Annotated in this window: 15 protein-coding genes and 1 pseudogene; 2 read left to right on the forward strand and 14 right to left on the reverse strand. The window is 59.7% G+C overall.

What is annotated here, in order from left to right; translation table 11 throughout:
• Positions 1-60: 60 nt before the first annotated feature.
• The 5 genes and pseudogenes from V9G17_00965 to V9G17_00985 form a co-directional block, all read right to left on the reverse strand.
• On the reverse strand, positions 61-201 hold the full coding sequence (locus V9G17_00965; GenBank protein MEI2751145.1) for a hypothetical protein: 141 nt from the start codon (positions 199-201) through the stop codon (positions 61-63).
• A gap of 252 nt (positions 202-453) precedes the next feature.
• Complete coding sequence (locus V9G17_00970; GenBank protein MEI2751146.1) at positions 454-1095, reverse strand: NAD(P)-dependent oxidoreductase; 642 nt, start codon at positions 1093-1095, stop codon at positions 454-456.
• Between the two features lie 263 nt (positions 1096-1358).
• Positions 1359-2837 carry an aldehyde dehydrogenase family protein gene (locus V9G17_00975; protein MEI2751147.1) on the reverse strand — a complete coding sequence of 493 codons (1479 nt, stop codon included), beginning with the start codon at positions 2835-2837 and terminating at the stop codon, positions 1359-1361.
• Positions 2838-2883: 46 nt separating this feature from the next.
• A complete protein-coding gene (locus V9G17_00980) occupies positions 2884-3273 on the reverse strand; it encodes a zinc-binding dehydrogenase (GenBank protein ID MEI2751148.1) in 390 nt (129 codons plus the stop codon).
• 3 nt (positions 3274-3276) lie between these two features.
• A pseudogene (locus V9G17_00985) lies at positions 3277-3408 on the reverse strand (alcohol dehydrogenase catalytic domain-containing protein).
• 209 nt (positions 3409-3617) lie between these two features.
• On the opposite strand from V9G17_00985, the gene V9G17_00990 reads away from it, so the two are divergent.
• The gene (locus V9G17_00990) at positions 3618-3923 is read left to right on the forward strand and encodes a hypothetical protein (protein ID MEI2751149.1); all 306 of its coding nucleotides are present in this window, start codon (positions 3618-3620) and stop codon (positions 3921-3923) included.
• Positions 3924-4343: 420 nt separating this feature from the next.
• Here the strand turns inward: V9G17_00990 and V9G17_00995 are convergent, their stop codons facing one another.
• The 4 genes from V9G17_00995 to V9G17_01010 all read right to left on the reverse strand — a co-directional run bounded on the left by V9G17_00995 (position 4344) and on the right by V9G17_01010 (position 9036).
• The gene (locus V9G17_00995) at positions 4344-4766 is read right to left on the reverse strand and encodes a DoxX family protein (protein ID MEI2751150.1); all 423 of its coding nucleotides are present in this window, start codon (positions 4764-4766) and stop codon (positions 4344-4346) included.
• Between the two features lie 353 nt (positions 4767-5119).
• The gene (locus V9G17_01000; protein MEI2751151.1) at positions 5120-6811 is read right to left on the reverse strand and encodes a carotenoid oxygenase family protein; all 1692 of its coding nucleotides are present in this window, start codon (positions 6809-6811) and stop codon (positions 5120-5122) included.
• A 315-nt stretch (positions 6812-7126) separates the two neighbouring features.
• Complete coding sequence (locus V9G17_01005; protein ID MEI2751152.1) at positions 7127-8554, reverse strand: IS1182 family transposase; 1428 nt, start codon at positions 8552-8554, stop codon at positions 7127-7129.
• A gap of 155 nt (positions 8555-8709) precedes the next feature.
• Positions 8710-9036 carry a hypothetical protein gene (locus tag V9G17_01010; protein MEI2751153.1) on the reverse strand — a complete coding sequence of 109 codons (327 nt, stop codon included), beginning with the start codon at positions 9034-9036 and terminating at the stop codon, positions 8710-8712.
• Between the two features lie 364 nt (positions 9037-9400).
• Between V9G17_01010 and V9G17_01015 the strand changes: the two genes are divergently transcribed.
• Positions 9401-9694, forward strand: coding sequence for a Swt1 family HEPN domain-containing protein (locus tag V9G17_01015; protein ID MEI2751154.1), 294 nt, complete (start codon positions 9401-9403; stop codon positions 9692-9694).
• On the opposite strand, the gene V9G17_01020 is transcribed toward V9G17_01015, so the two are convergent.
• From V9G17_01020 to V9G17_01040, 5 genes are read right to left on the reverse strand one after another with little or no spacing between them, the layout of a single operon-like run.
• Positions 9652-9960 carry a hypothetical protein gene (locus V9G17_01020; protein MEI2751155.1) on the reverse strand — a complete coding sequence of 103 codons (309 nt, stop codon included), beginning with the start codon at positions 9958-9960 and terminating at the stop codon, positions 9652-9654. The two genes, V9G17_01015 and V9G17_01020, sit on opposite strands and share 43 nt — an antisense overlap.
• A gap of 35 nt (positions 9961-9995) precedes the next feature.
• The gene (locus tag V9G17_01025) at positions 9996-10283 is read right to left on the reverse strand and encodes an NAD(P)-binding domain-containing protein (GenBank protein MEI2751156.1); all 288 of its coding nucleotides are present in this window, start codon (positions 10281-10283) and stop codon (positions 9996-9998) included.
• 15 nt (positions 10284-10298) lie between these two features.
• Complete coding sequence (locus V9G17_01030) at positions 10299-10865, reverse strand: dihydrofolate reductase family protein (GenBank protein ID MEI2751157.1); 567 nt, start codon at positions 10863-10865, stop codon at positions 10299-10301.
• A gap of 46 nt (positions 10866-10911) precedes the next feature.
• A complete protein-coding gene (locus V9G17_01035) occupies positions 10912-11196 on the reverse strand; it encodes an aldo/keto reductase (GenBank protein MEI2751158.1) in 285 nt (94 codons plus the stop codon).
• 34 nt (positions 11197-11230) lie between these two features.
• A complete protein-coding gene (locus tag V9G17_01040) occupies positions 11231-12223 on the reverse strand; it encodes an aldo/keto reductase (GenBank protein MEI2751159.1) in 993 nt (330 codons plus the stop codon).
• Positions 12224-12368 lie beyond the last annotated feature (145 nt).

Genomic DNA, 12368 nt, shown 5'->3' on the forward strand with positions numbered 1-12368 from the left:
AGGCTTCTTCCCACAGGCGAAAGCCGCCGGTACACGCGTGGTTGTTGTGGCCCAATGCGCTCATTCAGGCAGCGTCATGAGCCGTTTCGCGTTGCCGCCGCCGAGCACCACATAGTCGGCTTGAAGCGCCCGGTGGAGCGCGGCCACGACATCATCGACATAGCGGCGCCATGTCTTCCGCCGTACCGTTTGAGCCTGCACAGGCCGGGATCACGAGGACCTTGCGGCGGTTAGGAGAGAGGCGGTCGGCGGATGCGTCGCGCGTCTGCTTCATGGACGTTTCTCTTGGAGAGAAGCTGCCTTACCTCAGGACATTGTCATCGCGGCGGCGGCCGAGATCAAGGTGCTTCTTGTCCGGACGACCGTTCAGGTCGCGTCCGGTCCGGAGAAGTCCTTGGGCAGGGGCGCACGAGAGCGGAGTCGCTGCTCTGCGGTGACTTACCGATCCGCTCCTTAATATCCAACGGTGAAGCGTTGTCGGATGTGTGCCGGTCGTTCCACTTCATCCATCATGGCTACCGCATAGTCTTCGAGCGAGATTGAACTCTCACCACGCGCATTCGTGAGTAACTGATCCGTTCCCAGGCGGAACTTCCCGGCCCGCGTTCCTGGTTGTAACATCGCGGAGGGGCTCAAGCAGGTCCATTCGAGGTCATGTTCATGTCGTAACAACTGCAGAACATCTGCCGTGGCGCGAGCCGTGCCCTTCAACTGCTCGGGAAAATCGGGCGTATCGATCACCCGAACACCGGGTTTGACTTCGAGGCTCCCCGCTCCGCCCACCACGAGCAACCGCTTCACACCGGCCCGCTTCATAGCGGCCATCGCTGTCCGGATGCCTTGCACATGTTTTTCCCGAATCTCAGGATCGGATTTATCGGGACTGAAGGCGCTGATGACGGCATCCTGACCAGCCAGCACAGGCGACAATTCATCGACATTGTCGATATCCACTTTGTGAGGATGAAGCTTGGCATGTGCAGGCAGCTTCTCCGGATGCCGCACGATGGCCGTGACTTCATGCCCGCGGTCCAGAGCCTCTTTGAGGAGTGCCGATCCGACGAATCCCGTGGCCCCAATAAGCGCGATTTTCATGTCGTCCTCCGAATCATTTCAAACTGAAACGCCTACACTCAACAACTCGGGCTCCCACTTCGAGCGGATGGGTCGTCGTGTAGAGCTGGACGGCCGGCCCCATCTGGACGTAATCTCCGATCTCAATCGGCGTGCAATCCAGGAACACACAGCTGAAGTTGACGAACCCGTTGATGCCTAGACGGATGTTGTACCCGTAGTCGCACGCAAACAGCGGCCTCTGGCCAACATCTTGGCCTTTTCATTCACGGCATCGCCTTCTGTCAGAACGGATACTGCCTCGGCGTATGCTGCACCGTCACCCACTGCGCAGTCGTGAACTCCTCGATAATCCAGTCGCCGCCGAAGCGTCCGAGCCCGCTGTTCTTCTCGCCACCGAATGGATTGTTCGCAAGATCATTGACTGGTTGATCGTTGATATGGGCCATGCCGACTTCCATTTTGAGCGCAAAGGCCAATCCGCGATTTTCATCCTTCGTAATGACGGCGCCGGTCAGTCCGGCATCGGTGTCATTGGCGACCCGCAAGGCTTCAGCTTCATTCCTCACCTTGATGATCGGCGCGACTGGACCGAAGATTTCCTCTCGCGCGATGGTCATATTCATCGTCACGCCGGTAAACACATGCGGCGGAATCACCAATCCCGTTGGCTCCCCGCCTGCCATTTCCTTCGCGCCCTCCTTGCGGGCCGATTCGATGTGCGCCATGATTCCCTGACATTGCTGCTTGTTGATGATTGGTCCGATGACTGTGTCCGGCTCCTTGGGATCGCCCACCTTGAGTTTCTTGACGCGATTCACAAACCTGTTCACGAACTCCTCATGAATCGATTCATGAACGATGATGCGGTTGGCAATCATGCAGATCTGCCCTTGATTGATGAATTTGCCGAAGACGGCGGCATTGACCGCTATGTCCATGTCGGCATCATCCAGGATGACAAGAGGGCCATTCCCTCCGAGTTCAAGTGCGATCTTCTTGATGATCGGGCTCTTCATGCTGTTGATGCCGATGCCGATACCGACAGGGGTTGAGCCGGTGAACGAATTGAGGCGAGGAATCGGATGCAGAGCAAATGGGTTGCCGATCTTCGAACCGGAGCCGACGACCACGTTGAACAACCCCGCGGGCAGCCCGGCTTCTTCATAAATCTTCGCGAGCATCAACGCGCCGGTCACCGGGGTATCGCTCGAAGGTTTGAGCACCACCGCGTTGCCGACCGCCAGGGCCGGCGCGACCGAGCGGTTCGAGAGATGCATGGCGAAATCCCATGGGCTGATCACGGCGATCACACCCAACGGTTTTTTATACACCCGGCATTCCTTGCCGGGAATGTTGCAGGGCATGATGTGGCCGATCACACGGTAGGGCGCCGCTGCGGCCTGCTCCATGATATCGACGACCGCTTGCCATTCGATTTCAGCCTTGATGCGGACGCTCCCCGATTCGCGAATCGACCAATCGACGATTTCATCTTTCCTCGCTTTAACGATATCGTAGGCGCGGCGGAGGACCCGGGCTCGCTCGCCCGGAGAAGCGGCGGCCCATCCGGTTTGGGCCTTCTTGGCGGATTCAAACGCCTGGTTCACATCGTCTAAGCTGGCACCGGGGATCTCCGCGAGCAGACTGTCATCATAGGGGTCGGTCACCCGTACCACGTGAGAAGATCGGCCCGTTACCCATTGGCCATTGATGTACAGCTTATCGTACCCGCTGTAACGCGCACGTGTGGGAGCACTCATGTGATTCGACCTCCTGTGAAACAACGTGGCTCAACGGCGCCGGTGGTCATGACCCGAAACGGACAATCGGCTTGATCGTGATGCCCTTCTCGCTGTCCTCCGCCGCCTGATTGATCTGATCAAGGCTGTAAAATTTCACCAGCTTGTCGAATGGGAACCGTCCTTGTGTGTAGAGTTCGACAAGGCTCGGAATGAAGATGTCCGGCACGCTGTCACCTTCGATAATGCCGATGATCCGCTTGCCGGTGGTCATGACCCCGTTCACATCGAAGCTGGCTTCTGTGCCCAAAGCCGGGGCCCCGACAATGCCGCACACGCCTTTAATCGCCAAGGCATCGATGGCCTGGCGCAGCACGGCGGGCCTGCCGCTCGATTCCAGTGAAAAGTCGGCGCCCCCTCCGGTAATCTGCGCGAGCTTCTCGACCGCGCCGCCGATTCATTCGACGACGCCGGCTCCTTCGTGGCCCAGCACGACCGGCAGCGGCACGGTATAGAGCTGGTCGCGCGCGACCATATCGGTGTGGCACCTGCCGGTGGCGACGATTCGAATCAAGACCTCGTCGGGGCGCGGCTCCTCCAACAGCAGGCTTTCGATCTGGAACGGCCCGCCTTTCTTGCGGACCACGGCCGCCTTGATCTCTCGGGTCTGCATCTTTGATGTGTTTGCCATTCCTGCTCCTTTCCGCCGACCGTCATCACGACCGCCGCCGAATGGTTGCCTGCTTATCGGGCATCCCAGGGTCGATCTCCGCCGCACCTCCGCCGAGCACTGTCCGCCCGATGATGCTGCAAGAACAAGATTCGTCGAGCTTGATCGAGGACAACAGCATTCGTCTGCTCACATGGACGCGCAGCTTCAGGGCCGACGGCGTGGCGCGGGCAGAGGCGGTCTCAGCCCTTGCCTATGCCTTTGGCGGGTCTCGGCGCACCGCCCGCCTGCACCCTCGCCTCGACCCGCTTCCCGATATCGGCGTCGATGTTCTTCCAGTATTGGAAGGCCCGTTCGAGCACCTCGCCGCGGACGCCGCCGAGCAGGCTGCCCGAGACTTGATCGACCAGCTTCGCCCGCCGCTGTTGGTGGCATAGACCGGTGCGTTGCCGCTGTGGTGGTAGGCCATATGGCCGTCGAACAGATAGGTGTTCAATAAGGCAGCTTTCGTGTAAGCGGAGACGTCCTCGGTCGCCTTGAAGACACCGAATGCGCCCGCACCCTTGGCGTGGGGTTGGCGCTCGGGAACCTTCTCACGATTGAAGTGCGCCATCTGTTCCAGAAAATGCACGTCGTGAAGCATGATGGGGCCATCGGGACCGATCGTCAGCGAGTTGCGGTCGCTCGGCGCCGGGGCGCCGCTGCCCATCGTGGAACCAGTGCCTGTTTCGTTGTCTGACTTCGCCATGAATCCTCCTCTCCTTCAGTTCATGAGTGCTGCCGACAACTACATTGCTGAGAACAATCTTTCACTCGCTATAGAATCTCTCTCGGCACATGGATATCATGCCCCCCTTTCAATGCGCCATTGGTGATGGCGTTCTCGAAAAGCCGGCGGTTTCGCCACGCGCCGCATCCACGCTCCAGATGCCGGACCCTTGCGACGAGATGTATAGGAACGTGAAGCAATAGAGAACCGCGAGTTCGCCCATATTCTGAATGGGCAACAGCGCCTGTGTACCATGCGCCATCCAATAGGCGGCGGCCATCAGACCGCTACAGAAAAACGCCGCCCACCCGGCAAAAAGGCCGATCATCACGAGCGTGCCGCCGATCAATTCGATCGGACCGGCAATGTATGCGACAAAGGGAGGAACGGGGTGTGGCGTTCCAGGGAACCCGAACAACTTCTGGGTGCCGTGCCAGAGCAATAGGAATCCGGTGACGATGCGCATCAAGGCATAAGTCTGGGCGGTAAAAGATTGCATAAACATGGGCATGGATGACCTCCTCATTCAGGATCCACTCGTAACAAAACGAACCGCCAACAGCCCTTGGGGTGAACCAAGAGCTGCTGGACGATCTCACATTCGCGCGGGTTCTTGACGCAGGAGCGCGGCGGGATTACGGCTTTTGCGCCGGATTGCTCGACGGTTTCGACGATCTTTTTGCTGTCGTTCCCTTATCGGCGATGACGTTCTGCGCGGGAAACCCCTTAAATCTGCCGTTCTCGAAAGCAAGCAGCCTCCATCCGAGGATTGTCGTCGCATCCTCAAGCGCCTTGAGTCCAGGAGCGTAGGGCCCCCACTGATCCTTGCCGAAATAGGCATGTCGCGAACGGTAGGTTTGCGGATCAGGCCGGCTTGCCTGCAGTCGCAAGCGCGCTCGCGGGCGTCCAGTTTCCGTGCAGCGACATGCGTAGGCGGAACGGGATCTTGATCCTTGCCACCGGACCCGCGGACATCTTCAGCGAATCCAGCACGACAAGTTCCGTGTTGTCGCCGTTGAGATGGTTGAGAAGCGCGATGACATATCCATCACCTTCGGGAGCATCATCCGAACGCGGCACGAAGATCGGCTCTTGGAAGCATTGGGCGTTGCCCGGATACCAGGCGTCAGTCTTCCCCGTCCTCACGTTGACATGGGCAAGCTGGTTGAAGAACTGGAACGGCCGTTCTCCCAGGCTTTCGTCGAATGGCAGCGTGGGATCGGAGGCCAGAACGAAGCCGTGCTCATAAGGCTTGCCAGTGAAACGCTCGTCGCAACGCGGGAATTCACACGGGAAGGATGTGATGGGACGTGGCTGAAGAACTTGTTCGCCCACGCCGGGATCCCCCGGGCCGTTGAGGTTGAACGACCAGCGCATCAGTTGCGAGCTGAGCGTTTCGGGGAGAGGCACTGAGCCGTCCGCCTGCGGGAAGAAGTAGAAGACGTTGCCGGTCGTCACCGGCATGTCGACCTGCAGGAAACCGTCTTCCTCGTAGGAGTTAAGGGTATGGCCTTGAAAGCCATCTTTCGGCCCCTCAAACCACATGACATCCTCTGCACTGCCGTCGCGAGGCAGGACGCCAAAGAGCTGGGGCAGGCCTGGCTGCCATTCGAAATGCTGTCCCCCGGCTTTCATCCGCTCGATATCGACGGTCTGCGGGATAAGCGGAAAAACGACGTGGCGGGCGGTGACGGCAAAATCGTGGATCATTGCCGCGTAGGGACCTTTGAACCAGATCTCCTTCTTCAGCTTGCCGGTGGCGTCGATCTCGAAATAGGCGATGTCAGGCGTGCCATCCCCCTTAGCCTCATAGGAGAAGCAGAGAAGATCGCCGTTGTTGGGATCAACCTTGGGGTGGGCAGTGAACGTTGCCGATTTGATCTGCCCGTTGAAATCCCAGTCGCCGAGCGTCTCGAGAGTCTCCGGATCGAGCGCGGTGGGCAGCGCATCCTCCTTCATCGCCAGCAACACGCCACCGTGATACAAAACAGTGGTGTTGGACGTGGTATTGTTCGCGGCCGCGAGCGGGTCATTGGTGTAGACGTTGCGGTAAACGCCGTTGAGCGAGCGCCGTTCGCGCCATTGCGCCTTCAGTCGGGCGGTCTGGACATAGCGCCGGCGAAGGCTGACATGGCCGTTCTCGAACTTGAAGGCAGAGACGAGGCCATCGCCGTTGAAGAAAATATCCTTGCCCAGCATCGGCGGATAGTAAGAGTCCGGCGAAACCTGGAAGAATGTGCCGTGGATTACAGGGGGAACGGTGCCTTCGATTTCCAGGTCGACGATCTGGGTTTCCACGCGGCTGGGTTTGTAGAGCCCCGTGAATTCGGGGATTTGGGGGAAGGTAATGCTCATGATCTCATTCCTCCTGTCGACATTGTGCATGCGCTTCAGAACGGGGTCAAGCGTGATGTCCGGGTTCATGACATATGAGACGGCGGTGAGGTTCCGCGGCATGGTCGGCTTGAGATCCTTGGACAGGCGTTTGGCGTGACGCTTGCGCATCAGGCGGAAGCGGCGGCCGCCGGGCTTGCGGCGCAAGGTCGGGGCCGGCATGACCAGTCCGCGCCGCATCAGGCGGCGTTAGGCTTATGCGGCATGGTGTGAAGATCAATCACGATGGCTACGATCGCAGACCCATAGGCGGTATTCTTTGAAATTTGATCCCTGCACCAATGCCGGTTTCAGGTCGAGCTCTTAAATGTGAACATTGAACACCACGCCGATCTGTTGTTCAAGCCTAGGACTTAGACACGCTAACGCATTTTACATGTCTAGGAGCCTGTCCGACATTGATGGAAGAGAAGCCTGTTCTTCACCGGTGAGTCCGTTTGTGTTCGGCGGCACCTGGATCGGCACAGAGCCCTCCCGCTAGTGCCGTCCTCTCCGGGTCACCTTCCGACTGCCGCTCAGGGCCCGCAGCCCGTCCCCGGGGCGTCGGCATCGACAGCGCAGGGCGGTCCAGAGCTTGAGCACATTGTGTGTGGTACAGATCAGCGCCCATTCCCCGCGCACCTGCCGCATCCCGCGTAGCAAGAATTGTCGATAGCCGCGGCCCTGCTTAATCTGGCCAAAGACCGGCTCGACAATCGCTTTGCGCCGGGCATAGAGCCGTCGACCGTGCGTCGTGCGGAGCGTGCGGCGCATCCGGTCAGCCACCGACAGACCCGCTGGCAGTCGGCCTCGGGGCGCGGCCGGCACCACCGGGCCGTGAAGCTGGCGATCGGGCGGGATAAGCGGTGTACAGCCCAGCGCCGTGAGGGCCGCGACATTCGCCTCGCTGAAATACCCCGTATCCATACTCACGGTCCGGGGGACCTGCGCCGTATTCGCCAGCACCTGGGTCAACATTGGTTGCGCTTGTTGTTTGTCATTGGCTTCATCGGTGACGTCGGCCGCGACAATGATCTGCGCCTGTGCATCGACGGCCGCTTGGCAGTTGTACCCTTGCACGACACTCCCCTTGGCATCCGACGCCGGCATGATCCGACTCTCCGGATCGGTGAAGTTGCGCTGGGCCTTCGGATGAGGCACCGAGCGGGGCGGCTGCGGGGGCCGTCCCCGGCGCGGTCCTTCTGTCTCGCGAACCTCGCGGGCCGCCTGCTTGAGGGTGGCCTCGGCCTGGGCCTCCTGCTCCAACACCGCCTTGGCCGCCCGAATGGTTTCCAGCCGCTGCTCCCGACGTGCCAGCTCGGCGGGCAGTTCATCACCCCGCCGGTCCGGGCCATACGCCGCATCATCCCGCGCATCGGCAGCCTCCGCCTGCTTGAGCAGGGCCGCCACCTCCGCCTGCAGCCGCGCCTCTTCCGTCACCATCCGTCCGTAGCTCATCGCCTTGTGCTTCGACGCATTGGCCTTGACCTTCGTGCCATCCAGCGCAATGTGGCCCAGCTTGACCATGCCCGCCCGCTGGCAGAGCTGGAGCACCTGGACAAACAGATCCGCCAGCGCCGGCAGATGCTGCATCCGAAAATCACTGAGCGTCCGGAAGTCCGGCCGCTGATTCGCCGCCAGGACGCGAAACGCCACATCCTCCTCCAGCTTCCGGGCAATCTGCCGCGAGGCCGGAATCCCGACGGCGTACGCATACAGCAGCACCTTCACCAGCAGCTGGGGATGATACGGCGCCGTGCCGCGCGTCACCCCGCCATAGGTGGCGAGGATGGGCTGCAGGTTCAGTTCCTCCACCACATCGGCCAGGAAGTACGCCAGGTGATCCTCCGGCAACCAGTCACGCGGCGACGGCGGCAACAGCCACAGCTCATCGGGGTCATAGGAACGAAAGGTGCGCATCGTCATCGCAGGGCCTCCTCTGGTGTGGCTCGGTGTTCGTACCGGTACACGACTCGGAGGGGCTTGCCAAGAAATTTCTGGAGGGCAATGTCGGACAGGCTCCTAGAGCGGTTCCTCCCGAACCGTATTATTTATATGCCGTTTCACAGATAGCACTATTATCAATAGCTGAGCAGCATCATGACGTAATTTTGGCGTAGGAACGACGTTGAACGGCTTCTCTGCTCGGGGGCCAGCGTGCGCAATGCGGGCAGCAGCCTGGGGACAGGGGAGCCAGCCAAGTCATAAAAGAAACTGCCCATCGCGTAGATGGAATCATCCGGTGAGGAGTCCCCCATGCCGGGCAATATGGTGGTGCCGGTCGCGATTCGGTCGATCAGAACCGATAGCGCGGCTCCACCATGCGGGATGATGAAGCGGATGCCAGGAAACCGCTGCGGTACTTTTGCGATCAACAGGTTGGTGACGGCTCGGGTGGTCTCGAACATGAACTCGATTACGGGTGCCGGCAAGTTCCCCACGATCTGCGCGCAGCATGGGCAATGTGGTGATGTGGGAAGATATGGGATGAAGGAGTAGTACCGCTCCACGGGGATCAAGTTCGGCAAGCACGGGGTCGAACCTGGCGTCTCCTGCATAGATGCCGCCACAATTGACCTCCAGGCTCAAGCCGTCCGCCTTGAGCATATCGAACGCAAATCCGATTTCTGCCAAAGACCCTTCAACGTCGGGGAGGGGCAGCGATGCCAGGTGCCCGAAGCGCGATGGGTGGCGTGCCTTCAGCCGAGAGCCCTCGATATTGACAACTCGCGCCAAGCGACGAGCTGCCGCGTCGTTTCCGAAGTGCACTCCGTGAGAACTGATGGAAAGGAACAAAACGTCGATACCTTGTCTATCCATCGTGGCAAGCATATCGGTTTCGCTCCATGCAGGCAGGCCAGGCATACCATCGGGATGGGAGTGGCCGGTGGCGAGCGCCGCTTCTCGATATACCTGCGGAACGAAATGCGCGTGAACAAGGCCGTCCTCGGTCGCGCCGAACGCTCGGTGGTCAATGAGCTGGGCGATGTGCGCAACAAGCTCTCGCACAACGAGACCTTCACCTACGACGACGCCGAGCGCGCACCGGGCATGAAATCGACCTGACCAACGCTGCCTTGGCGGCCGCTGCTGCCCGCGGCCTTGATGTCCACCGCCGCCTGGCCGGAGAAGTTGCTGGCGTCGCCGATCAGGGTGGGCGTCTTGCCGGCAGGAGTGATCGCGATGCCTTGCGCAAAGGTCGAAGCGGCACTGAGCAGCAGGGTGGCGCCGACGGCGATGACGATGAGAGGCTGCTTCATGAAATATTCCCTTCGGTTGCGTTGAGCATCAGAGTCTTTGGCAGGGCGCGGCAATTCGACTTCGCGACGCATGCACTCTTGAACTACGAGGGCGGCGTGCCATGACTTTAGGTCAGGTCGAGGTGACATCGGTGTGACCGTAGCGAACGCGTCGCCGAAAGCGGTTTCCGCCTTCCGGCCTGCTTCAGCACATCGTCCATGCGTGACCAGTGCACCGCCACCGTTATGGCGTCTGCGTTCTGTGCCGCCTCATGCGGCGTACCCGCACGCGCCCGGCTGCCGGCGTCTTGTGCCGGCTTTTCCAGTTTCTTGCGGCTGTGCGGATAACGGTTCGGGGATTGGCGTAGTGGCGGCATTTTAGCACTGCCGTTGATACGAAGCACGTCAGCCGCCATTACGCCAAACCCTTGTCAGCGGTTCGTTGTTCTTGCGGTTGTCGGTTCATAATAAAGAATGACCGCACCACCGCTAAACGTTTTGGTCTGTATGAGTTTAAGCGTAATTTTTTGGCTGATGTTTTTAAATAACGGCAACCCACTTCCTGCGATAACAGGGTGAACACAAAGTTGATATTCGTTTATTAAATTAAGCTTCGTCAAAGCTACAATCAAGCTCGGACTGCACACAAAAACGTTTTTACCCGATTGTTGTTTGAGTTCCACAACTTCTTTCTCAAGGTCTTGACTTGCTAATTTCGCACTTTTCCAATCTACACTTTTTAGTGTGCGGGAAAAAACAATCTTCGGGGTGTTGTTTATTGCGACTGCAAAGTCGTCCATTGCTTTATCACCTGTGGGATTTTCCAGCACGGTTCGCCAAAATTCCATAAGCTGGTAGGTTATCCTGCCATATAAAGCGGTATCAGCGCTTCTCAACAGGTCGGCGTAATGTTGATGTATTTCTTCGTCAGGAATACCTGAGGTATGATCACAAAACCCGTCAATCGTCATATTGATTGCTGCAATTACTTTTTTCATATTTCCTTTTTGGCAGTCTGTTTCGTGGGTCGTCCTACAACGACCGCTAGCTGAAGGTCACTGCGTGTCCGGCGCGCGCCCAGATCGTCCCAAGGTTGCCGCCCTGCTCACGGATCGGCGCCAGCGCCTCGCCGACGATCTGTTCATTCGTGTACGGCCCATAGACTTCCGCGGTGTCGAAAAAGGTGACGCCGCGCTCGTGCGCCGCGCGCACCATGGCGATGGCCTCGGCTTTTTCCAATCCGCGGCCGAACGCGTAATTCAATCCCATGCAGCCAAAGCCGAGGGCCGAGACTTCCAGACCGCTGTGGCCGAGTGTGCGTGTTTGCATGTCGAATGCTCTTGCCAAGTAACGGTGATGTGATTCAAAGCCCCGACATCTTGAGCACGGCTTCGGGGAGCCGCTCGCCCTGGATCTTGATTTTCGACGCCTCGGTGTCGATTTCGGCGAGATCACCGGCGGTCAGATCGAGACTGAGCGCGCCAAGGTTCTCTTCGAGGCGATGCAGCTTGGTGGTGCCGGGGATCGGCACGATCCAGGGTTTCTGCGCCAGCAGCCAGGCAAGCGCGACCTGGGCATGCGTCGCGTGCTTGCGCTCCGCGACCGCTTTGACGACATTTACCAGCGCCATGTTGGCCTTCCGCGCTTCCGGCGAGAAGCGCGGAACGCTGTTGCGGAAATCGGTCGGATCGAACCGGGTGCTTTCGGTGATCTTGCCGGTCAGGAATCCGGCGCCGAGCGGACTGAACGGCACGAAGCCGATGCCGAGTTCCTCCAGCGCCGGCAGCAGCTCGGCTTCGGGGCCGCGCCAGAACAGCGAGTATTCGCTCTGGACAGCAGTGATCGGCTGAACGGCGTGCGCCCGGCGGATTGTCTGCACGCCGGCTTCTGACAGGCCGAAATGCCTGACCTTGCCTTGCCTGATGAGATCCTTGATCGCGCCGGCCACGTCCTCGATCGGCACGTCCGGGTCCACGCGATGCTGGTAGAACAGGTCGATGCGATCGGTCTTGAGGCGCCTGAGGCAACCTTCCGCTGCGGCCTTGATGTGCTCGGGCCGGCTGTTGGTGCCGCTGCCGCGTCGGCCCGTCTGCGGGTCGATGTCGAAGCCGAACTTGGTGGCGATGACCACCTGATCGCGGATCGGCGCCAGCGCCTCGCCCACCAGTTCCTCGTTGACGAACGGACCGTAGGCTTCGGCCGTATCGAACAAGGTGACGCCGCGCTCGTGGGCGCTGCGCATGAGCTGGATCATCGCCTGCTTGTCGGCGGGCGGGCCGTAGGCCGAACTCATGCCCATGCAGCCAAGACCGAGTGCGGAGACTTGAAGCGAATTGCCGAGTGTGCGTGCTTGCATGTGTCTTCTCCAATAAAACGGGTTGATCGAGCTTGTCAGTCGAAGCGGTGGATGACGTGTCGCCCTCCAAGAGGCCTTGTCTCGGTCGCAAGAACGGACGCCTCGGGCGCGCCGGCAAAATACGAATGAAATGCGGGGCACGTCA

Source organism: Nitrospira sp., assembly GCA_037045225.1.
GTDB lineage: Bacteria > Nitrospirota > Nitrospiria > Nitrospirales > Nitrospiraceae > Nitrospira_A.